The sequence below is a fragment of the Enterococcus mundtii genome (assembly GCF_002813755.1).
In the GTDB taxonomy this organism is placed as follows: Bacteria; Bacillota; Bacilli; order Lactobacillales; family Enterococcaceae; genus Enterococcus_B; species Enterococcus_B mundtii.
In genome coordinates, this window is record NZ_CP018061.1 from 1118668 (window position 1) to 1142843 (window position 24176).

14 protein-coding genes are annotated in these 24176 nt (G+C 40.0%); all 14 read left to right on the forward strand.

Annotated elements, in window-relative coordinates:
* Positions 1-236 precede the first annotated feature (236 nt).
* The 14 genes from EM4838_RS05535 to EM4838_RS05605 all read left to right on the forward strand — a co-directional run bounded on the left by EM4838_RS05535 (position 237) and on the right by EM4838_RS05605 (position 24169).
* Positions 237-1673: an aminotransferase-like domain-containing protein gene (locus tag EM4838_RS05535; RefSeq protein WP_071867126.1), complete on the forward strand. Its 1437-nt coding sequence runs from the start codon at positions 237-239 to the stop codon at positions 1671-1673.
* 517 nt (positions 1674-2190) lie between these two features.
* Positions 2191-3300 (forward strand): pyruvate dehydrogenase (acetyl-transferring) E1 component subunit alpha, encoded by a 1110-nt coding sequence (gene pdhA / locus EM4838_RS05540; protein WP_010735671.1) that lies wholly within the window; start codon positions 2191-2193, stop codon positions 3298-3300.
* Positions 3301-3302: 2 nt separating this feature from the next.
* On the forward strand, positions 3303-4280 hold the full coding sequence (locus tag EM4838_RS05545) for an alpha-ketoacid dehydrogenase subunit beta (RefSeq protein ID WP_010735670.1): 978 nt from the start codon (positions 3303-3305) through the stop codon (positions 4278-4280).
* 24 nt (positions 4281-4304) lie between these two features.
* Complete coding sequence (locus EM4838_RS05550) at positions 4305-5957, forward strand: dihydrolipoyllysine-residue acetyltransferase (RefSeq protein WP_100917244.1); 1653 nt, start codon at positions 4305-4307, stop codon at positions 5955-5957.
* A gap of 7 nt (positions 5958-5964) precedes the next feature.
* Positions 5965-7371, forward strand: a complete 1407-nt coding sequence (lpdA, locus tag EM4838_RS05555) for a dihydrolipoyl dehydrogenase (protein ID WP_010735668.1) — start codon at positions 5965-5967, stop codon at positions 7369-7371.
* A 166-nt stretch (positions 7372-7537) separates the two neighbouring features.
* Positions 7538-7813: a UPF0223 family protein gene (locus tag EM4838_RS05560; RefSeq protein ID WP_019723241.1), complete on the forward strand. Its 276-nt coding sequence runs from the start codon at positions 7538-7540 to the stop codon at positions 7811-7813.
* 4 nt (positions 7814-7817) lie between these two features.
* Complete coding sequence (locus EM4838_RS05565; RefSeq protein WP_071867162.1) at positions 7818-8585, forward strand: inositol monophosphatase family protein; 768 nt, start codon at positions 7818-7820, stop codon at positions 8583-8585.
* Between the two features lie 346 nt (positions 8586-8931).
* The gene (gene typA, locus EM4838_RS05570) at positions 8932-10761 is read left to right on the forward strand and encodes a translational GTPase TypA (RefSeq protein ID WP_065096760.1); all 1830 of its coding nucleotides are present in this window, start codon (positions 8932-8934) and stop codon (positions 10759-10761) included.
* Positions 10762-11827: 1066 nt separating this feature from the next.
* On the forward strand, positions 11828-12445 hold the full coding sequence (locus EM4838_RS05580; protein WP_071867122.1) for a hypothetical protein: 618 nt from the start codon (positions 11828-11830) through the stop codon (positions 12443-12445).
* Between the two features lie 6 nt (positions 12446-12451).
* On the forward strand, positions 12452-16936 hold the full coding sequence (locus tag EM4838_RS05585) for an LPXTG cell wall anchor domain-containing protein (RefSeq protein ID WP_143141823.1): 4485 nt from the start codon (positions 12452-12454) through the stop codon (positions 16934-16936).
* Between the two features lie 435 nt (positions 16937-17371).
* Positions 17372-19159: a DNA helicase RecQ gene (gene recQ / locus EM4838_RS05590; protein WP_071867120.1), complete on the forward strand. Its 1788-nt coding sequence runs from the start codon at positions 17372-17374 to the stop codon at positions 19157-19159.
* Between the two features lie 88 nt (positions 19160-19247).
* On the forward strand, positions 19248-19550 hold the full coding sequence (locus EM4838_RS05595; protein ID WP_010735661.1) for an Fpa/YlaN family protein: 303 nt from the start codon (positions 19248-19250) through the stop codon (positions 19548-19550).
* Positions 19551-19552: 2 nt separating this feature from the next.
* Positions 19553-20719, forward strand: a complete 1167-nt coding sequence (locus EM4838_RS05600) for an FtsW/RodA/SpoVE family cell cycle protein (RefSeq protein WP_071867119.1) — start codon at positions 19553-19555, stop codon at positions 20717-20719.
* A gap of 21 nt (positions 20720-20740) precedes the next feature.
* Positions 20741-24169, forward strand: a complete 3429-nt coding sequence (locus tag EM4838_RS05605) for a pyruvate carboxylase (RefSeq protein ID WP_071867118.1) — start codon at positions 20741-20743, stop codon at positions 24167-24169.
* Positions 24170-24176 lie beyond the last annotated feature (7 nt).

The window sequence follows — 24176 nt, forward strand, 5'->3', positions numbered from 1 at the left end:
GTAAGAGAGGTCGGGACGGAAGTGTTCAGCCTCGAGAAATAAGGCGCCATCCACGAAAATTGTTTTTCAAATTTTTGTGGATGGCGCCTTATTTTTCGAAGAGGTTACTTTTGTTCCCGCCGTTTATTCGGTTATAGGTGGGTGAGGTGAATAAATGTCCCACTCCCTTTTTTTACATTTTCTTTCTTTTTGAAACTAAGCTACAATAGTAGAAAGTAAATATTTGGAGAATGCGCATGTGGACGAGAATAACTAAACATAAAGGTTCTGCTTACCAACAGATCATGGATCAAATTTTGAAGAAAATCGAAAATGGGCAATTGCAACCAGGAGATAAATTACCTTCTGAAAGAATGTTTGCTGATTTTTTTGGTGTGAATCGTACGACTGTTGTTCATGCGTTGGATGAATTGCGTGGACTTGGGATATTGGAAAGTCGTCAAGGGAGTGGTCGGTTTATTTCTTCGGTGACTTGGGGTGATTTTTCAGAGCCACGGATCGATTGGCGTCAATTGATCTCTGCAAGATACGATAAAATCGTTGATAGTTACGGAGAAAAAGTCAAAGAAGCAAGTCGGAAATCCGATTTTTTAGATTTATATTCAAGTGAAATGCCGCTTGATGTATTACCTAATATGAAGATGCCCAATTATACGTTAGAAGGTATCTTAAAAGAAGAACAAGCCGTTTCCGTGTTTGGGTATCAACCGCTGATGGCGCAGATCAGAGAACGCTTGATCAGAAATAACGGATTTTCGTTTAAAAAAAGTCAATTGCTAATCACTGGTGGGGGACAACAAGCGATCTTTCTGATTTTACAAACCATTTTGTCGGTAGGAGATGCCATCGCGGTGGAATCCCCCACTTTTTTCTACCGCTTACCATTGTTTAAAGCACTTGGTACCCGCTTGTTCGGTATTCCAATGGATGATCAAGGGATTGATCTAGAGAAATTGGAAGAAGCTATTCATAAGCATAAGATCAAAGCGGTCTTAGTCAATCCAAATTTTCAAAATCCGACAGGTACAGTGATGGCTGCTGAACGTCGCCAACGTTTAGTCGCGCTGTGCCGCAAATACCAATTGCCGATCATAGAAGATGATGTGTTTGCAGATTTAGCCTTTTCTCCGGAGAAACAAGCTTCGATCGCTCCGATCCATGCGATTGATCCGGAAAATGTCTTGTATGTCGGCTCGTTATCGCGTTTGTTAGGGGAAACGACTAAAATTGGTTGGATCGTGGGCCCAACTATTCTGATCCAACGATTGTCTGAGGCACAAAAAATGATGGATGTCTCTTTGAGTATCTTTACACAAATGGCCGCAACTGCTGTTTTTGATTCTTCTTTTGACCAAAACATGGCGAGTCTGTGTCAACGACTAGAAAAGAACAGTCAGCTTTTACGTAGTTGGGTCGATTCGCAAGACTTCTTTCATTTAGCCCCTCTTGCAGGCGGATACTATGGCTGGTTGACTTGGGAGGGTGAAAAGTTCACGAAAGTATTAGCAGAAAGATTATTGCGTGAGGGATTAGGTGTGGCTCCAGGTTATCTTTTTGGCGAAGACATTGGTTTAAGAATCAACTATAGCCGTATGAGTCCTGATGACCTACCACTGTTCGTTTCACGAATGGACAAACTACGTACATGGTTGGAAGCGAAAGAGAAGCAATAGTAAGAAAAGAAAGAGTACTTTTGTTATTTTTTCTTTTCTTTTTTATTTTGTGAAGAAATTTCTGGAAATGTTGACGTATTGCCTGTCAATTAAAAGAAATATGTAGTTGGACAGGCTTATTGTTTGTAAAAAAACCTATGTTAAGGATAAAATTAAAGTAAGCGATTTGTGTAATCACTCACTATCGAGAAAAAAATTAATACAGTGATTGGTAAAAGGTTGTAACAACTTGAATACAGAAAAGAAACGATTGTTATAAAAGGGGAGAAACATCTCTATGTTTTTTTAGAAAAAATGTAAACCGCTTACTACCTTGTGATTACCTTCACTATTTTAACAGAGATAGGGATTGTTATAATTTTTTTTAATGGTGAAAATTTGTGCTTAAAGCTTGTATTTCGGAGGAATACGTGATAATTTATTAGTGAAGCCGGAGAAATAGTGATACAGATATCGTCGCTGTTTCAACCGCGGAATGAAGAGAGTTTCTTATAGATGAGAGAGGAATGTGTGATAAATGGCAAACAAGAAAACACCTATCGACTTCCAAGCGTTGCTTGAAGAAGTCAATTCAGATTTTCCGGTATACCAAGCACTTGATCAAGATGGGAAAGTAGTAAACCCTGATCTTGTTCCAGATTTGACAGATGAAGAGTTAGTAGAATTGATGACTAGCATGGTTTGGTCTCGTGTATTGGATCAACGCTCAACAGCATTGAACCGTCAAGGACGTTTAGGATTTTTTGCTCCTACTGCTGGACAAGAAGCAAGTCAATTAGCTAGTGCATTCGCTTTTGACAAAGAAGATGTATTATTACCAGGTTACCGTGATGTTCCACAATTGATTAAACACGGCTTACCTTTATCTCAAGCATTTCTATGGTCTCGTGGACATGCAGCTGGAAACTTCTACCCAGAAGAATTGAAAGCTCTACCACCTCAAATCATTATTGGTGCACAATACGTCCAAGCAGCAGGTGTTGCATTAGGACTTAAAAAACGTAACAAGAAAAATGTTGTTTTCACTTATACAGGTGATGGCGGTTCTTCTCAAGGTGACTTCTATGAAGCAATCAACTTTGCTGGAGCTTACCATGCGAATGCTGTATTCTACATCCAAAACAATGGATTTGCGATTTCAACACCTCGTGAAAAACAAACAGCAGCAAAAACATTAGCGCAAAAAGCAGTAGCAGCTGGTATCCCTGGTATCCAAGTAGATGGTATGGACCCATTAGCTGTTTATACTGTTTCAAAAATGGCACGTGACTGGGCAGTCTCTGGTAACGGACCTGTATTGATCGAAACATTGACTTACCGTTACGGTCCACATACATTATCTGGTGATGACCCAACACGTTACCGTGAAAAAGATGTTGACGATGAATGGCAATTAAAAGATCCATTGATCCGTTTCCGTAAATACCTAACTGAAAAAGGTTTATGGAGCGAAGAAAAAGAAGAAGCAGTCATCGAACAAACAAAAGAAGAAATCAAAGCAGCAATTGCTGAAGCAGATAAAGTTCCAAAACAAAAAGTTTCAGATTTCTTGAAAAATATGTTTGAAGAAACACCACAAACAATCAAAGAACAAATTGCAATCTATGAAGCGAAGGAGTCGAAATAACCATGGCACAAAAAACAATGATTCAAGCAATCACAGATGCCTTAGCACTTGAACTTGAAAACGACGAAAACGTACTCGTTTTTGGTGAAGATGTCGGCAAAAACGGAGGCGTATTCCGTGCAACTGAAGGATTGCAAGAAAAGTTCGGTGAAGACCGCGTATTTGACACTCCTTTAGCAGAATCAGGTATTGCCGGATTAGGTTTCGGTTTAGCACTTGAAGGATTCCGTCCTGTCCCTGAAATCCAATTCTTTGGCTTTATTTTTGAAGCAATGGATGAAGTTGTAGCACAAATGGCTCGTACGAGATACCGTATGGGTGGAACAAGAAATATTCCAGTAACGATCCGTTCACCATTTGGTGGTGGTGTGCATACACCTGAATTACACTCAGATAACTTAGAAGGATTGATTGCTCAATCTCCTGGTATCCGTGTAGTGATTCCGTCAAACCCATATGATGCAAAAGGATTATTGATTGCTTCTATTAGAAGTAATGACCCTGTTGTTTTCTTGGAGCATATGAAACTTTATCGTTCATTCCGTGAGGAAGTGCCAGATGAAGCGTACGAAGTGCCTTTAGATAAAGCCGCAGTGACTCGTGAAGGAACAGATGTATCAATCATCACTTACGGTGCAATGGTACGTGAAGCCATCAAGGCAGCAGACAATCTTGAAAAAGAAGGTATCTCTGTTGAGATCGTTGACCTACGAACAGTTGCTCCATTAGATGTTGAAACAATCATCAAATCTGTTGAAAAAACAGGACGTGTCGTTGTTGTTCAAGAAGCACAACGTCAAGCAGGCGTAAGCACTCAAGTAATCTCTGAAATCTCTGAACGTGCAATTCTTTCATTAGAAGCACCAATCGGACGCGTTTCTGCACCAGATACTGTTTTCCCATTCGGTCAAGCAGAAAACATCTGGTTGCCAAATGCTTCTGACATCGAAGCAAAAGTAAAAGAAATCGCAGAATTTTAAGGAAAGAAAGGACGTTAAAAACCCATGGCTTACCAATTTAAATTACCTGATATCGGTGAAGGTATCGCAGAAGGTGAAATCGTTAAATGGTTCGTTCAACCAGGCGATACGATCAATGAAGACGATACATTATTAGAAGTACAAAATGATAAATCAGTGGAAGAAATTCCATCTCCAGTAACAGGAACAGTGAAAAGCATCGTTGTTCCAGAAGGTACAGTTGCAAATGTTGGTGACGTATTAGTTGAGATCGATGCACCAGGACATGAAGGAAACGAAGACAGCGGAAGCGAAGGCGTGGCAGCTACTGAGCAAACACCTGAAGCACCTGCTGCTGAACCAACAACAGAAAGTTCATCTGCATCAGCAGAAGCTTCTGACGGCGGCGTATTCCAATTCAAATTACCTGATATCGGTGAAGGTATCGCAGAAGGTGAAATCGTTAAATGGTTTGTTAAAGCCGGTGACACGATCAATGAAGACGATACATTATTAGAAGTGCAAAATGACAAATCAGTGGAAGAAATTCCATCTCCAGTAACAGGAACTGTGAAAACAATCGTTGTTTCTGAAGGTACAGTCGCAAATGTTGGTGACGTATTGGTTGAGATCGATGCGCCAGGACACAATAGTGCACCTGCAAGCAAACCAGCGGCAGCAACTTCTGATGCAAAAGTGGAAACTTCAGGTTCTTCAAGTATCCCTGAAGCGGCAAACCCAGATAAACGCGTATTAGCAATGCCATCTGTTCGTCAATTCGCTCGCGAAAAAGACGTGGATATCAGCCAAGTTTCTGCAACTGGAAAAGGCGGACGTGTGACAAAAGAAGATATCGAAAACTTCTTATCTGGCGGAGGCGCTCCAGCAGCTGCAAGCAAACCTGCTGAATCAGCTGCACCAACAGAAGCATCTGCTGCAAAACCAGCTGAAACAAAAGCTGCTCCAGCAAAAGCATTCAAATCAAACTTAGGCGATCTAGAAGAACGTGTGGCATTGACACCAACACGTAAAGCAATTGCCAAAGCAATGGTCAACAGCAAACAAACAGCACCTCATGTCACTTTACATGATGAAGTTGAAGTCACAAATCTTTGGGATAACCGTAAGAAATTCAAAGAAGTGGCAGCTGCTAACGGCACGAAATTAACGTTCTTGCCTTACGTTGTCAAAGCGTTGACTGCAACAGTCAAAAAATTCCCAATCTTGAATGCGTCAATCGATGATTCAAAACAAGAAATCGTTTATAAAAACTATTACAATATCGGTATCGCAACAGATACAGACCATGGTTTGTATGTGCCAAACGTGAAAGATGCTGACCGTAAAGGAATGTTTGCGATCGCAGACGAAATCAACGAGAAAGCAAAACTTGCTCATGATGGCAAACTAGCGGCAGACGATATGCGTAACGGAACGATCACGATCAGTAACATTGGTTCAGTTGGTGGCGGCTGGTTCACACCAGTAATCAACTACCCTGAAGTAGCAATCTTAGGGGTAGGAACAATTGCTCAACAACCAATCGTCAATGCTGAAGGTGAAATCGTTGTTGGCCGAGTGATGAAATTATCATTGAGTTTCGATCACCGAATCGTCGATGGTGCGACAGCACAACAAGCAATGAATAACATCAAACGTTTATTAGCTGATCCAGAGCTATTAATGATGGAAGGATGAGAAACAAATGGTAGTTGGAGATTTTGCTGTTGAATTAGATACAGTTGTAATCGGTGCGGGACCTGGCGGCTATGTTGCTGCCATCCGCGCTGCTGAAATGGGCCAAAAAGTAGCGATCATTGAAAGAGAATATATCGGCGGCGTTTGTTTGAACGTTGGTTGTATTCCTTCTAAAGCGTTGATCGCAGCAGGTCATCATTATCAAGAATCACTTGATTCATCGATGTTCGGTGTAACAAGTGAAAATGTCTCACTAGATTTTACAAAAACACAAGAGTGGAAAGACAACAAAGTAGTGAAAACATTGACTTCAGGTGTCGGCTACTTGTTGAAAAAACACAAAGTTGAAACGATCGAAGGCGAAGCATTCTTCGTAGATGATCATACATTACGTGTGATCCATCCGGATTCTGCTCAAACTTATTCATTCAACCATGCTATCGTTGCGACAGGTTCTCGTCCAATCGAAATCCCTGGATTCAAATTTGGTGGCCGTGTCTTAGATTCTACAGGTGGATTAAGCCTAACAGAAGTTCCTAAGAAATTCGTCATCATCGGCGGCGGGGTAATCGGTGCTGAACTTGGTGCGGCTTACGCAAACTTAGGTTCTGAAGTAACGATCCTTGAAGGTTCACCACAAATTTTACCTACGTATGAAAAAGACTTGGTGAAATTAGTGGAAGATGACTTCAAGAAAAAAGGCGTAACAGTCATTACAAATGCAATGGCTAAAGAATCAATCGACAATGGTGATAGCGTAACTGTCAAATATGCAGTAGACGGAAAAGAAGAATCAGTAACAGCTGACTACGTGATGGTCACTGTTGGACGTCGTCCGAATACTGAAGACATGGGCTTAGAACAAGCTGGTGTTGAAATCGGTGAACGTGGCTTGATCCCAGTTGATAATCAAGGACGTACAAACGTACCTAACATCTTTGCAATCGGCGACATCGTTCCAGGCGCTGCTTTAGCACATAAAGCAAGTTATGAAGCAAAAATCGCCGCAGAAGCAATCTCTGGCAAAAAAGTAGCAGTTGACTACAAAGCAATGCCAGCAGTTGCCTTTACTGATCCTGAATTAGCATCAGTAGGGATGACGATCAAAGAAGCAAAAGAAGCCGGACTAGAAGCAACAGCTTACAAATTCCCATTCTCTGGGAACGGTCGTGCTTTATCATTAGGTAAAACAGAAGGCTTTATCCGTTTAGTGACAACGAATGAAGACAATGTCATCATCGGTGCGCAAATCGGTGGAGTTGGAGCAAGTGATATGGTTTCTGAACTTGCTTTGGCAATCGAATCAGGTATGAACGCTGAAGATATCGCGTTGACGATCCATCCACATCCATCTTTAGGTGAGATCACAATGGACGCAGCTGAATTAGCTTTAGGCTTACCAATCCATATTTAATCATTCAACTAAATGCAACTTTCTCTGAGAAGAGAGAGTTGTGTTTTTTTACTCTAAATAGCGACTATAAAATTATTATGTAAACTAAAATAGAGCAAAACCACTTGGAAGAAGTCTTCTTTCTATGATAAACTGAAAGGGATGAATAGAATAGGAGATAATATCTATGAATGAGTATCAATATCCATTAGACTTGGACTGGACCACTGAAGAAATGGTCATCGTGATGAACATGTGGGAAGCCCTCGAAAAAGCGAATGAACAAGGAATCAATAATCAGGAATTTCTAACAACCTATCAACAATTCAAAACAGTGATCAAATCGATCGGAGAAGAAAAACGGTTAGGACGTGAGTTTGAAAAAGCTTCTGGCTATTCGCTATACCGTACTATTCAAGAGGCAAAGAAGAACACCAACAAAATGCTAAAAATGAATGGGTGAGACGATGGAGAAAATGATTGAGGAAATAATTGCCTGGTTGGTAGCAGCAAAAGAAAAGATCCTCCATGCACAAAATGAGCAACTAACAGTCGCAGAAAAAACGAATCATAAAGATCTAGTGACAAACATGGATCGAGAAATCCAAGCATTTCTGATCAATAAAATCCATTCTGCCTATCCTCAAGCAAAAATTTTGGCAGAAGAAGAAGGATACAACAACTTATCTGATTTGAGTGGTCAGGTCTTTATCATTGACCCCATTGATGGTACGTTGAACTTCGTGGTACAAGGAGAAAATTTTTGTATCATGCTTGCTTATTACGAAGATGGAGTGGGACAGCTAGGATTCATCTATGATGTCATGCGAGATGAATTATACTGGGGCGGTAAAACAATCGGTGTTTACAAAAATGATGTGAAATTACCCCAACCGCAAGACCTTCCATTAGACAAAGGATTAGTAGCAATCAATAGCTATCTCTTCGGTCATGATCGATTCAATATCCATGCGATTGGTGAACAAAGTATCGGCGTTCGGATGTGTGGCTGTGCAGGCTTAGAATTGATTGCGATGTTAAAAGGCAACCACATCGGCTATATCTCCAATCTAAGTCCCTGGGATTACGCAGCTGGCAATGTCTTGTTGGAAGAGTTCGGTATGCGATATAGTGGGTTTTCCGGTGCACCATTGAGTTTCAGTGGCAGAGAATATTACTTAGCCGCAACTCCAACAGCCTATGCAACCATACTCGACATGCTTCAATTGGATTGATTATTTTTCTAGCTTTGAGATACATCCATCAAAAAGTTCTTATAAAATAAGTGGGGGACGATAAAATTGCTTTTTTGAGCAATGTAATCCTTCGCTTATTTTTTTGATCGATGATAGTATCGGAACATTCATTTATAGAATAGGCTAATGGAAAAGTTTTTGTAATGACTTTTTTTTACATAAATTCGGATTTTTCGTGCTGTTTTGATTAGAAAAAGGGCGAATTATTAATTTTCTCGAAAAAATGAAAACATTTCACTATATTTCATGAAAAAAGTTTGGTATAATAAACAGTCGAGTAAAATTGCCCTGTGATAAAGAATCGATAAAAAAGGAGTTACTTAAATTGAATAAAAGAAATGACATCCGTAACGTAGCGATCATCGCCCACGTCGACCACGGAAAAACAACATTAGTTGATGAACTATTAAAACAATCTGACACATTAGACGCCCACACTCAATTACAAGAACGTGCGATGGACTCAAACGCACTTGAACAAGAACGTGGAATCACAATCTTAGCGAAAAATACAGCTGTTGATTATAAAGGGATTCGCGTCAATATCATGGATACACCTGGACACGCGGACTTCGGTGGTGAAGTAGAACGTATCATGAAAATGGTAGACGGCGTTGTCTTAGTTGTAGATGCCTATGAAGGCACCATGCCACAAACACGTTTCGTATTGAAAAAGGCTTTAGAACAACATATCACACCGATCGTTGTTGTAAACAAGATCGACAAACCATCTGCTCGTCCAGAGTTCGTGGTAGATGAAGTCTTAGAATTATTTATCGAATTAGGCGCAGACGATGATCAATTGGATTTCCCAGTGATCTACGCATCTGCTTTGAACGGAACATCAAGCTTATCCGATGATCCAGCGGACCAAGAACCAACAATGGCACCGATCTTTGATACAATTGTCGAAGCTATTCCTGCACCAGTTGACAATAGCGATGAACCTTTACAGTTCCAAGTATCATTACTTGATTACAATGATTATGTTGGACGTATCGGTATCGGCCGTGTCTTCAGAGGGAAAATCAAAGTTGGTGACCAAGTATCACTGATCAAACTTGATGGCACAGTGAAGAAATTCCGTGTGACAAAATTATTTGGTTTCTTTGGCTTACAACGTTTAGAGATCCAAGAAGCTAAAGCTGGTGACTTGATCGCTGTCTCAGGAATGGAAGATATCTTCGTTGGGGAAACAGTTACACCAGTCGATCATCAAGAAGCATTACCGATCTTGCATATCGATGAACCAACATTACAAATGACTTTCTTAGTCAATAACTCTCCATTTGCTGGACGCGAAGGAAAATACGTGACATCACGTAAAATCGAAGAACGTTTGATGGCAGAATTACAAACAGACGTTTCACTTCGTGTTGAACCAACGAATTCACCAGATGCTTGGACAGTTTCAGGTCGTGGTGAACTTCACTTATCGATCTTGATCGAGAACATGCGTCGTGAAGGTTATGAGTTACAAGTATCACGTCCAGAAGTTATCGAAAGAGAAATCGATGGCGTAAAATGTGAACCATTTGAACGTGTTCAAATCGACACACCAGAAGAATACATGGGTAGTGTCATCGAATCATTGAGCCAACGTAAAGGTGAAATGCAAGATATGGTTCATACAGGAAATGGTCAAATTCGTTTGACATTCTTGACACCTGCTCGTGGATTGATCGGTTACTCAACAGAATTCTTGTCAATGACTCGTGGTTACGGAATCATGAACCATACATTTGATCAATACTTGCCAATGCTTCCTGGCCAAATTGGCGGACGTCACCAAGGTGCGTTAGTATCCATCGATACAGGTAAAGCAACAACGTATTCAATCATGAGTATCGAAGAACGTGGTACTGTATTTGTTGAACCAGGTACAGAAGTCTACGAAGGTATGATCATCGGTGAAAACAGCCGTGAGAATGACTTGACAGTCAATATCACAAAAGCAAAACAAATGACTAACGTTCGTTCAGCTAACAAAGACCAAACATCAGTCATCAAAAAACCAAAACAATTAACACTTGAAGAATCACTAGAATTCTTGAATGACGATGAATACTGTGAAGTAACTCCAGAAAACATCCGTCTAAGAAAACAAATCTTAGAAAAAAATGCACGTGAAAAAGCATCTAAAAAGAAAAAATAATGTTTTTGATCGAAGTTTAAAGGGAAACTAGCTCATTGTGAAAATGATGTTAGTGAAAAGAAATAATCGAATGATTGGAACAGGCAGAAGGGCACTACTTTCTGTCTGTTCCTTTTTTTATCTTTTTTAACGTAATGAGGCAGAAATCGCCCATTCTCTATAGGTCGGTGATGAATGCCGTTCAGTATGAGGATTGCCGTTGGCAACTCGAAAACCGACATGTAAGGCGCATTGCCCTTCTATTTTATTCTACATTATAATCAGTCTATAAAAGAAAAGAGCTGATCTAACAATGGAATGAGATACTAATAATCATTCAGTGTTTCTTCTGTATTATCTTCTTGTACTGGTAACAAAATACCGTAGACAAGTGATTGATGATGAAACAACTAAATTTCCTAAAAAACTATTGTGAACGAACTGCAGAATTTTGTCACTTGCCTTTTTTTGATGGAGCCATGCGAAAGTCCATGTTCGTCTTATATTCAAAGCACAACCAATATAGAAATTATAAACTTCATTTGTGCATATGAAGGTGCTCATTCATGATTAACAAAACACACATTTCTCAAAGTAAAGTACTATCTTGGGAAGTAAATCGAATAGTAGTCGTAACATGGAAAATTTAGAACACCTATTACATTGTAGAGAAAAAATAATTTAGGAAAAATTAAAATAATTAACGGGTAAAGAAATACCATTCTTGGAGCTGGTGTTTTTTTGATTATTCAATAGCATACTAAAAAAGTATGTTTTTTTTAGTAAACTCAATTTAAATAACGCTTTTCTTTCAATATATACTGATTGAAATAGAAAAAATGGCGTTATAAAAAAAGGGTTTTCGTTCTAAACTAGAAAAGTAAAGTTTACATATATTATAGATTTGATAAGGAGGAGAAGCCTGCGATGAATAATATGGAATAAAACCATGCGACTAATCAACAAGCAAACGATTTGAGACACAAATCATTTGAAAAGGAGGAAGCGATGACCTTCAGTAAGGATAATAGACACCAACTGAATACTGACGCTCCTCCTGATGGGTAAAATAAAGGAGGAACGAAAGGTGACTGTGCGAAAAAAGTTAATACATAGTACATTGATTGTTGGCATGATATTAGGGAATTTGAATGGGGTGATCGTCCAAGGCATATCAGCTGTCAATGAAAAAAACAACAGCCAAACTAGACAATTGAAAACGGAGACAAGTAAGAAAACAAATGAGTCAAGTAATAATACAAATAGAGAAAAACAGAATAAAACAACGAAATCTACCAATGAGAAAAAGAGTAACAGTCAAAGTATAGCACCACAATATACGGAAGATGAGGTTAAAAAAATCATTTCAGATGGTATAAATGAGAGGTTTGGTTATCTTTATTCTGAAGCAATGAAGTCCTATGATCATGAATTTAAAATTGGTGAAGTCATCAAATTAGAGGGAGATTACCGAACTTGGCATTTTCAAACTGAAGAACCTGCTTTACCTCTTCCAGGTAGTTATTTAGTTGGTCAAATTTATTTAATCAATCGAATAAATTTAAACACACAGTGGGTTAGTGAAGGAATTACTAAAAGTGGAAATTGGCATGTTCACTTTGAGTTGAGCAATCGTGGTACTGTTCTTAATGATGATAAAGCGACTATAACTATGACTAGATTGGCTAACAATTCGGTTAATTGAAATGAATTGCTTGAAAATGTTAGGTTAGATCATGCCTATTCTCTAATGAGCAATGGCTTTGGAATAGAGCTATACAAGAAAAACGGTAATGTGTCGTTTTTATCCGCTGAACAAGCTTTAGGGGACATTGAAGTAACCGTTAAAAATGGTCCACACAATTTGGATGAAGGCCAGAACGTGAATAATCTTGAGTTGCTTAGTTACCTCGATGTGAAGAATGCGAAAGGAACAGTTGCTGCAAACTGGGTAGAAAAACCTGATACAGCAAAGGTCGGCGAACAAAAGGGAAAAGTAAAAGTCACGGATTCAATTACTTCTAGAGAAACAGTGGTTGAAATCCCCTTTAATGTGAAACCTGGTCCGCTAAAAATGACTGCTAAATCTGGTAACTTTGAAATCAATCAATATGATGAGTTACCAGATGCGATCAATTATTTTGATGTACCTAATCCAAATGGTTCCTATACAGTACAATGGTTTAGCAATACGAATACCAATGTTGCAGGCCTACAAACTTGGCAGGCAAAAGCAACCGCAGAAGATGGACGTACCGCTGAAGCTTCTGTATCGATCAATGTAAAACCTCATGAGGGATTAAAGGTCCAATTAAAACCCATTGAAGAGCGAGTGATGGGCAATGATTATCCATCATTTGCTTCTAATTTTAAGGATTATATCGATTCAGTCACTATGCAAGGAGAACCTGTAGCTATTGAAGACTTGGAATTTGTTGCTGAGGAATCGAGTGAGCCTAATTTCACATACACTGGAGCTCAAACCGTTAAGCTGACTGTTCAAACAAGACACCCGAATAGTGGCGTGATGATCAAAGGTTCAGGAGAAACAACTATCAATGTGCTTTGGGGTCATACGATTTTCATGAGGTCTGCAAGCGGTGGCTCAGCTGGTGCATTTTCTTTAAAAACAGATAATTCAGGAAGCTCTACTGCAAAAATCGTCTTCGGTACCGGTATTCCTTCTACGATGAATACAGCTGTTGGACCACTGACGTCACCATTTTCTTTGTACTACTCATTTGAAGTTTTACGAGGAGCAACCACTGTTTATAGTCAAGATGTGTCAAATCGTGCCACATTACAACAAATCATGGATCAATTTGGAAACACCTCATCAACGATCGATGTCCGTTACGATGATGTCATTAAGATCTATCATCCAGAACGAACGCCGAATAGTTCAGTCGTGATGATCGATGAAAAAGAAGAGGATTATACCTATGATTCTGAGTATGCATACTATAAGATCACACCGTATGGATTTGATCCGTTTCCGGTATTAGATGCAGAATCTTCGCAAAAAAGCTTTGTACTTGGAGAAAATACCTCTATGATTGAACCAGCCTCTTTATTGAAAAATGTAACCATCAATGGTCGTACAATCGATAGTAAGGATTATACCGTAGAAGCTCTTGTTGATTTTGATACTCATGCGATTGGTGCGAGAAAAATGAATCTAAATGTCACAACGAATGATGGTCTAGCAACGAAAGAATTCGAAGTCGATTATCAAGTCAAATGGGGAAGCACATTTGTATTGAAAGGCTTGGATAATGCAACCGTTGGAGCATTTAGTCTACTGAAAGAAAACGATCAATGGGCATTGCATGCTAGTCCAGGTGTAAGTGGGACGGACTTGAGTCAACCGGTCAATAATCATTTTGGACGAGACACCTACTATGGCATTGAAGTGATCGAAAATATTACCACCAAGTATCAATATAACGTACTAGGGAATCAATCGATTAGAGAAGGAATCGAAGGGTTCAATCAAGGAAAACCTTTGAATGTCAAACAAGGCGACGTCATCAAAGTGTATCATGCAGAACCAACAGGTAATAGTTTATTGATGCAAGATGAATTAGCAAAAGACTTTACGATGGGTTCAAATGATGCCTATTACGAAGTCACAGAACATGGGTTAGAACCGATCCTCGCGATTTCTACGGATACCAAACCACAAGAATTTAGCTTAGGTGATGATGCCACGGGGATTGATGGAACGCAACTGATCAATCAGGTAACGATCAACGGTACCGAGCTAACACCGGATCTATATACAGTGAAACAATTAGGAAACTTCGATACAACCACAGTCGGTCAAAAAGAACTTGCTATCCAATTTGACACGAAAGATGGGGTAGTATCAAAAGTCATCACAGTGCCTTATGAAGTGAAATGGGGCAGAACGATTGTGATGAAATCTAGCACTGGTGGTTCAGCAGGTGTTTTCTCACTGCAAACTACTAATACGACCAGACAATTGAAAATCCATCAAGGGTTTGACTCGCCATTAGATGAGCGCTTAGGAAACGATCAAGACCTCTATTATTCAATTGAAGTCTTACGTGGCGAAAGAGTCCAGTATAGTCAAGAAGTCCCAGGTCGTGTCACGCTACAAGACGTCATCAACGGTTTTGGAACTAATGGTACTCAAGCTGTCACTGTCCAGTTAGATGATGTGATCAAAATTTATCACCCGCAAAAATCTCCTGGTAGCTCGGTACTGATGGTCGATGAACTAGAAGAGGACTTCACGTATGGTTCAGATTATGCGTATTACAAAGTAACGACTTATGGTTTTGAAGCAATGCCAGTCATGGAAGTCCATACAGCTAATAAAGCATTTTATCTCGCGCAAGATGTGACTACTGCAGCTGATGCTGAATTAATTGATCGTGTGACGATCAACGGCAAAACAGTTGATCCAGAGGAATACACAATCGAAAGACGTTCAGAAATCGATACGACGACGGTAGGAAATAAAAACGTCGCTATGCGTGTGAAAATGAACGATGGTTTAACTAGTGTACAAGTTGAACTTCCTTATCAAGTCAAATGGGGAAGTACATTTATTCTGAAAGGTGAAGAAAAAGAAGGGAAAAAAGGTATCGTCGGTTCTTTTAGTCTGCTTGATCAAAATGACCAGTTGGCTATCTATGCCACAAAAGGTGAAGATGAAACAGAACTTAATGCGCCAGTCAATTCTGCTTATGGTCGTAATGCCTATTATCGAATCGATATCCTAGCAGATCCTAAAAATAAAGCCAATAGTTTATTTCCCGATAACATCAAATATACTTATGAAGTGGCAGGTAATCAAACGGTTCGTCAAGCAATCGAAGGGTTCAATAATGGGCAATCATTACCTGTGGAAGAAGGAGACATTTTCCGTGTCTACCATGCAGAAACAGATAACCAGAACTTACTGATGTGGGATGATATCGTCAAAAACTATACAGCTGGGTTGAATTACGCTTATTATGAAGTCAAGAATGGAGAGTTTGAGCCAATTACGATGATCCACGCAGATGTTGCTAGTCAGGAACTTGTCTTAGGTGAAGATACCAGTGAAGTAGACGTGACAACGTTGATTGACAATGTTGCATTTAACGGACAGAGTTTGAACACAGAGCTTTATAAAGTAGAACAAACGGGAGCGTTTGATACGCATACGACAGGAGAAAAAACAGTAACGGTAAAAGTATCAACGGCAGATGGTGTTTCTTCGACTGACATCGAAGTGCCATATGAAGTGAAATGGGGCAGCACGATCCATTTAAAAAATCGTAAAGGTGAAACGGTTGGATCATTTGGACTACTTAAAAACAGCAAACAAATCGAGATCCAATCTGTCCAAGGAACCGATCAAACAGTGTTGAAGAATCGAGTGAATGAATACGATGACACCGAAGTATATTATGGAATCGAAATTCTCAACGAACGTAAGCAAAGCAAATATCAATACGAGGTTCGTGGTACACAAACGATCGAGCAAGCAATTTCACGTTTTAATACTGGTAAATCACTGGCGGTGACCCCAGGTGATATCGTGAAGGTTTATCACGTAGATACTAGTAACAATTTATTGATGGCAGAAGAGAACGAACGAAACTACACCTATGGCAGTAATTACGCTTATTATAAGGTAACAGATTATGGTTTTGAGCCTACAGGTGAGTTAACAGTTGAACCTGCTCAGCCTTCTTTTGCACAAGGCACTGAAAGAGTTGACCTGAAATCGTTAGTAAAAGAAGTTAAAGTCAATGGACGTGTAATACCTAAAAATGTCTATACTGTTTCTTTAGATGGGTCATCTGAAATCGATACAGAAACTATGGGAAGTCGCTTTGTTTCTCTCGATGTCAAAGTGGACCGTAGTTATGGGAGTTTATCTACTCGTACAGAATCTTCCTATGAAATCGTTGAACCTGGCCAAGAAACAACGCCAGGAGAAGAGGACGCTAGTGCAGAAGATGGTACTGGCACATCCAACGACCCAAATGCAGATGGAATTTCAGCAGAGACTGGTTTAGGTGAGGGTTCCGCAGCAGAAGGTGATGAGAGCAAATTGCCACAAACCAATCAAACCATCAATCGAGTACTGCCATATATTGGTGCATGTTTCGTACTAGTAGTAGGATTTGTTTTATGGAAACGAAAAATGTCTAAAAAATCGTTTGATAAACAGTAACCGATAGTTAAAATGACAACGAAGCAGTTGAAAGAGCGAAAGTGATAATTACTTTGGCATCCTTTCAACTGTTTTTTTATGATCACTAAAGGAGTCACGGACAAGAAATATAAAAATAAATCCTATGAGCAAAAAACAAAATTCTCATAATAGGAAGTCAATCATTAGCTGTGGAGAACTTAAAGAAACAAAAAATGAAAGCAAGAATGGCAAGATGAATTTTTTAAAGAACTTTTAAAAGACTCGGAATGCTCTATTTTTAGTTTCACAAACGGTATTTTGTTTCACGGAGTGAGACTTGCTCTTATGAGCAGACAGAAGTAGAATAGATAGTACATGTCAAATGAATCATTGGAGAAAATGCGTAATTAATAGTTAGATGAAAGAAGTAAAACTTGAAAGTGTAAAAACAAACAGAAATCGAGGAGGGCGCATGTGGAGCAGTTATTAAAAAAATATTTTGGATATGAGCTTTTCCGCCCAGGCCAAAAAGAAATCATTGAAAAAATCATGGCTCAAGAAGATGTCTTGGGTATCATGCCGACTGGAAGCGGAAAATCAATATGTTATCAGCTACCTGCGCTAGCCTTGGAAGGGTTGACGATCGTCGTTTCTCCCTTGATCTCTTTGATGAAAGATCAAGTGGATGCTGCGAATCAACTGGGGATTGCTGCTACGTTTATCAATAGTTCATTAGAAGGATATGAAGTGGCACAACGTTTTCGTTCATTAGATGAGGGAAAGTATCAATTGTTATATGTTGCACCAGAACGTTTTATCATGCCTGATTTTATCCAAGCGATGAATCGTTGGTCCGTTCGCTTGATTGCCATTGATGAAGCCCACTGTATCTCGCAATGGGGGCATGATTTTAGACCCAGTTATTTGCAGATGGCGAATATTTTAGAAGGTATTCCTCAGCGTCCGCCCATCGTGGCCTTGACAGCAACTGCTACTGTCCCTGTAGCAACAGATATCAAAAGACTTTTAAAAATCCCTGAAAAGAACCATATTCAAACTGGATTTGCACGAGAAAATCTAAGGTTGCAGGTTATCAAAGATCAAAAAAAAGAACAATATTTGGTCGAGTATTTAAAAGTGAATCAAAATCAATCAGGCATCATTTATGCCGCGACTAGAAAAGAAGTGGATCGACTATATCAGTTGTTGGCGAAATTTGGTTTTTCCGTTGGCAGATACCACGGCGGTATTTCAGAAAGGGAACGGACGGAAATGCAAGAAGCTTTCCTCTATGATCGTATCCAACTATTAGTAGCAACCAACGCTTTTGGAATGGGAATCAATAAAAGTAATATTCGGTTTGTCATTCACTACCAAATACCAGGTTCATTAGAAGCATATTATCAGGAAGCTGGTCGTGCCGGAAGAGATGGCTTACCTAGTGAAGCCATTTTGCTATTTGCGCCACAAGATGTGCAAGTCCAAAAGTTTTTTGTTCAACAATCGCAACGTGAGGAAGCACAAAAACATAAGGAATACGACAAGATCCGAGCCATGACTGAATACGTCCATATCGAATCCTGTCTGCAACAATATATTCTTTCTTACTTTGGAGAAGCAAGCGAGCCTTGTCAGCGTTGTGGCAACTGTCTTGATGATCGTGAACTGGTCGATGTGACCACAGAAACGCAAATGGTTTTGTCTTGTTTGAAACGAATGGGTGAAAACTACGGAAAACAATTACTAATGAAAGTCCTTGCCGGATCAAAAGATCAGAAAATCAAACAGTTTCAGTTTGATCGATTGTCTACGTATGGTCTACTAAGGAATCTGTCACAAAAAAATATATTGCAGTTGATCGACTATCTGATTTCAAGTGGCTACTTACTTGCGGCTAGTGGTGAATACCCTGTTTTGAAAGTCAGCGATCTTGGGGTGCAAGTGCTTATGGGAAAAGTAACTGTACACAAAAAGGAACCCAAAAAAGTGCAACAATTGTCGCATGATGAAACAGATGGTCTATTTGAAGTATTACGCCAGTTACGGACCGATTTAGCTGCTGACGCGGGCGTTCCACCATACGTTGTTTTTTCAGATGCAACACTCAAAGAAATGAGTCGTAATCGTCCAAAAGACCGATTGGCACTTCTCCAAATCAAAGGGGTAGGACAAAGCAAGCTCGATAAGTATGGTGAAATGTTCTTGCAATCAATCCAAAATTTCCAAGAAAGCGCTACGCAAAGTGATAGTGAAAAAACATAAAAAAAAGCCTAGATAAATCTAGGTTCTTGCTCAGTTATCGCGTAAAATATGCTATAATGAATGAACTTAGAAATGGAGGGAAAGGCAAATGGATTCTCTTTCAAAAGAGACGGCACTTAATGTGTTGATTGATGAGGCAGATCGCATCAAGCGTTTGATCCAAAATCAAACAAACAGTCTTTGTATCTCACAATGTAAAGCCTTTGAAGAGGTAGTCGATACACAAATGTATGGATTTTCTCAACAAGTGAGTTTTGCAATACGTGTAGGGATCATTGAAAAAAAAGAAGGGCAACTGATGCTCAGTGAGTTAGAACGTCAATTGAATCACTTATACAATGAAGTTTACCGAGAAAATTATGATAAAAAAGAAAGTGGCAAGGGGGAATAAGCTTGCCGAATAAAGTAAAAAAAAGGCATCTGTTGGATTACAGTATTTTAATTCCATATTTGATTTTATGTATCATCGGATTGATCATGGTTTACAGTTCTACGTCCTACTTGTTATTAGCAAATGGGAGCAATCCAGCGTCATCGGTCATCAATCAGAGTATTTTTTGGGTGCTTAGCTTGATCGTTATTGCACTCCTATACAAAATGAAAATCGGTGTATTGAAAAATCAGCGATTGATCATGGCGGCTATCGCAGTCTTGACGATTTTATTATTGATCGTCTTATTTTTTGGGGAAGAACGAAATGGGGCAAAAGGTTGGCTTGAGATTGCCGGATTTTCTATCCAGCCCGCCGAATACCTAAAAATCATTGCCATCTGGTATCTTTCCTTTACTTTGTCACAGAGACAAATGAGTGTGCAAAAAAACTTCATTGCAACGGTCAAACGACCTTTATTGTTAGTTCTTGCCTTGACTGTGTTAGTGGCAAGTCTACCCGATTTTGGGAATGCAACGGTTATTTTTTTGATCATCATCGTGTTACTCTTAGCTAGCGGCGTCAATTATTTTTACACCTTGATCGTTGGTGTCGGAGGAATCATTTTTAGTGTGATAACAATTTGGTTGATCAACGTGACCCAAGGGAAACTTTTCCCAGGTCGCTTACAATATATCTATCATCGTTTTGAGATTTTTCAAAACCCTTTTTCTGATGAATTGAATAACGGACACCAAATGGTGAATGGTTATTATGCGATGTTCAACGGTGGTCTATTCGGTCGCGGATTAGGGAATAGTATCCAGAAAAAAGGATTTCTACAAGAAGCGCAAACCGACTTTATCTATGCCATCGTAGTAGAAGAATTAGGCGTGATCATGGGTATTTTGATCTTAGCTTTATTGATGTTCATGATCGCCCGTATCATCTTAGTGGGGATCCGCTCAAAAGATCCATTCAATTCTTTGCTATGTATCGGAATCGGTTCGATGTTTCTGATCCAAGTATTTGTCAACCTTGGCGGGATCACTGGGATCATCCCACTGACAGGGATCACATTCCCATTCTTGAGTCAAGGTGGTTCGAGTTTACTGATGCTTTCGATCTGCGTAGGTTTCGTCCTGAATATCAGCGCAGATGAGAAACGTAAGAGTTTAGGTATTTACTAAAATTGACGTAGGAGTGATTCGATGAGAAAAGTTTTGGTAGCTAACAGAGGAGAAATTGCTGTACGGGTATTTCGTGCGTGTACAGAATTAGGGATCCAAACTGTAGGTGTCTATGCAGAAGAAGATGAATATTCCGTGCATCGCTTTAAAGCGGATGAGGCATATCTGGTTGGTAAAGGAAAAAGACCGATAGATGCGTATCTTGATATTGAAGGGATTCTTGAGATTGCTAAGGCTAGTGGAGCAGACGCGATCCATCCCGGCTACGGATTATTATCTGAGAACTTACACTTTGCTACACGTTGTAAAGAAGAAGGCATCACTTTTGTTGGGCCAGAACTACATCATCTTGATATTTTTGGTGACAAGATCAAAGCGAAAACAGCAGCAATCGAAGCTGGTATCGCATCGATCCCTGGGACAGATGGACCAGTAGAGTCAATTGAAGAAGTTTTATCATTTGCTGAACGTCATGGCTATCCAGTAATGATCAAAGCAGCACTAGGCGGTGGCGGTCGTGGGATGCGTGTAGCATATGACGAAAAAGGCGCTCGTGAAGGATATGAGCGTGCAAAAAGCGAAGCGAAAGCCGCATTTGGTAGTGATGAAGTCTATGTTGAAAAGTATATCGCTGATCCAAAACACATCGAGGTCCAGATCTTAGGGGATACCCATGGGAACATCATCCATCTATTTGAACGTGATTGTTCGGTCCAGCGGCGTCATCAAAAAGTCGTAGAAGTCGCTCCTTGCGTTTCTATGAATGAGCAGCAACGTCAACGTATATGTGATGCCGCTGTCCAATTGATGAAGCATGTGGGATATGTCAATGCAGGAACAGTCGAATTTTTAGTGGAGAATGACGAATTTTATTTTATTGAAGTCAACCCACGTGTTCAAGTGGAACATACGATCACTGAGATGATCACGGATGTCGATATCGTGACGACTCAATTATTGATTGCACAAGGGAAAGATCTGCATAAAGAAATCGGATTGCCACAGCAAAGCGAAATAAAAATCAAAGGTTCAGCCATCCAATGTCGGATCACAACGGAAGACCCATTGAGTAACTTTCTACCAGATACTGGTAAGATCGATACGTATCGCTCACCAGGTGGAATGGGCGTCCGCTTAGATGTAGGGAATGCCTATGCAGGCTACATCGTTACCCCATATTTTGATTCACTTTTAGTAAAAGTTTGTACACATGCGGCTGACTTTGCAACAGCGATCCAAAAAATGGAACGTTGTTTGAGAGAATTCCGTATCCGTGGAGTGAAAACAAATATTCCATTTATGTTGAATGTCATCTTGCATCCAGAATTTCAATCAGGACAAGCCAAAACGACGTTTATCGATAGTACCAATGAATTATTTGATTTCCCACGCTTACGTGACCGTGGAAATAAAACAATGAAATATATCGGAGAAATCACGGTAAATGGTTTTCCTGGTATCGAACGTGGTGAAAAACCATATTACGATGCACCACGTATGCCCAAAGAGCTGATCACTCGCCCAGATTATATCACAGCTAAAAATGTCTTAGACAAAGACGGTGCTTCCGCGTTAGTCGATTGGGTCAAACAACAAGAAAACGTGTTATTGACAGATACCACGTTTAGAGATGCCCATCAAAGCTTATTGGCAACTCGTGTGCGTACAAAAGATTTTAAAGAAATCGCACGTTTGACTGGTGAAGGACTTCCAGAGCTGTTTTCAAGTGAAATGTGGGGTGGCGCGACGTTTGACGTCGCCTATCGTTTCTTGAATGAGGACCCATGGAAACGCCTGAGAAAGATTCGCTCATTGATGCCGAATACTTTATTGCAAATGCTCTTTAGAGGATCGAATGCTGTCGGTTACTCCAACTACCCAGACAATGTGATCGCTGAATTTATCAAAGAAGCAGCGACACAAGGGATCGATGTCTTCCGGATCTTTGACAGTCTGAACTGGGTACCGCAAATGGAAAAGAGTATCCAAGCCGTTCGTGATACAGGGAAAATTGCAGAAGCGACGATTTGCTACACAGGTGATATCAATGATCCAAGTCGTGCGAAATACAATGTGCAATATTACAAGGACATGGCAAAAGAGCTGGAACAGTTAGGCGCTCATATGATCGCCATCAAAGATATGGCAGGACTGTTGAAACCGCAAGCTGCTTATCGCTTGATCAGTGAATTGAAGGCGACAACGGATCTACCAATCCATTTACACACACATGATACGAGTGGCAATGGCATCATCACTTACTCAGCAGCAACCAAAGCGGGTGTCGATATTGTCGATGTAGCGATGAGTGCGATGAGCGGAAATACTAGCCAACCAAGTATGAGCAGTTTGTATTACGCTTTGGTCAATGGGCCACGTGTACCAGAAATCAATATTGAAAATGCGCAACAGTTGAATCACTACTGGGAAGATGTTCGCATGTATTACAAACCATTTGAGAATGGCTTGAATGCCCCTGAAACTGAAGTTTATATGCACGAGATGCCAGGTGGACAATACTCGAACTTACAACAACAAGCCAAAGCAGTTGGTTTAGGTCATCGTTGGGATGACATCAAAAAAATGTACCACACGGTGAACCTGATGTTTGGCGATATCGTCAAAGTCACGCCTTCTTCTAAAGTTGTAGGCGATATGGCTTTGTTCATGGTCCAAAATGAATTGAGCGAAGAAGACATTTATGAAAAAGGCGAGACCTTGAGTTTTCCGGAATCAGTCGTTACCTTCTTCCAAGGTGAATTAGGCCAACCAGTTGGCGGATTCCCAGAAAAACTCCAAAAGATCATTTTGAAAGGTCGTCCAGCAATCACTGAACGTCCAGGATTGTTCGCTGAAACAGTGGACTTCGAAAAAGTCAAAGCAGAATTAGCTAAAAAGATCGGCTATGAACCAAAACAAGAAGAAGTCTTGAGTTACTTGATGTATCCACAAGTCTTCTTGGATTATCAAACCGCTTATAATCAATTTGGCGATGTCACATTACTGGATACACCGACTTTCTTCCAAGGGATTCGTTTAGGGGAAACGGTCAACGTTCAAATCGAAAAAGGCAAGATCCTGATCATTCGCTTAGACGAAATCGGTGAACCTGATATTGAAGGGAATCGTGTGTTATTCTTTAATTTGAACGGTCAACGAAGAGAAATCACCGTCAAAGATACGTCGATCGTCAGTGCGGTAAAAACTAGACGAAAAGCAGAACCAACAAATCGCGAACAAATCGGTGCGACGATGTCCGGTTCAGTTTTAGACGTCTTGGTGAAAAAAGGCGATACAGTCAAAAGAGGCGATACATTGATGGTCACTGAAGCAATGAAGATGGAAACAGCCATTGAAGCACCATTCGATGGAGAAATAGCACATCTCTATGTTGTTGCTGGCGACCCCATTTCCTCAGGAGATCTATTAATCGAAGTTACAGAAAAATAAGAAAGGA

Excerpts from the sequence above, each read along its gene's own strand:
- EM4838_RS05595 (WP_010735661.1), top strand. The coding sequence starts at position 19,248 with ATGGATTCTCTTTCAAAAGAGACGGCACTTAATGTGTTGATTGATGAG.
- EM4838_RS05605 (WP_071867118.1), top strand. The coding sequence starts at position 20,741 with ATGAGAAAAGTTTTGGTAGCTAACAGAGGAGAAATTGCTGTACGGGTA.
- EM4838_RS05535 (WP_071867126.1), top strand. The coding sequence starts at position 237 with ATGTGGACGAGAATAACTAAACATAAAGGTTCTGCTTACCAACAGATC.
- EM4838_RS05560 (WP_019723241.1), top strand. The coding sequence starts at position 7,538 with ATGAATGAGTATCAATATCCATTAGACTTGGACTGGACCACTGAAGAA.
- EM4838_RS05545 (WP_010735670.1), top strand. The coding sequence starts at position 3,303 with ATGGCACAAAAAACAATGATTCAAGCAATCACAGATGCCTTAGCACTT.
- lpdA (WP_010735668.1), top strand. The coding sequence starts at position 5,965 with ATGGTAGTTGGAGATTTTGCTGTTGAATTAGATACAGTTGTAATCGGT.
- EM4838_RS05565 (WP_071867162.1), top strand. The coding sequence starts at position 7,818 with ATGGAGAAAATGATTGAGGAAATAATTGCCTGGTTGGTAGCAGCAAAA.
- EM4838_RS05550 (WP_100917244.1), top strand. The coding sequence starts at position 4,305 with ATGGCTTACCAATTTAAATTACCTGATATCGGTGAAGGTATCGCAGAA.
- pdhA (WP_010735671.1), top strand. The coding sequence starts at position 2,191 with ATGGCAAACAAGAAAACACCTATCGACTTCCAAGCGTTGCTTGAAGAA.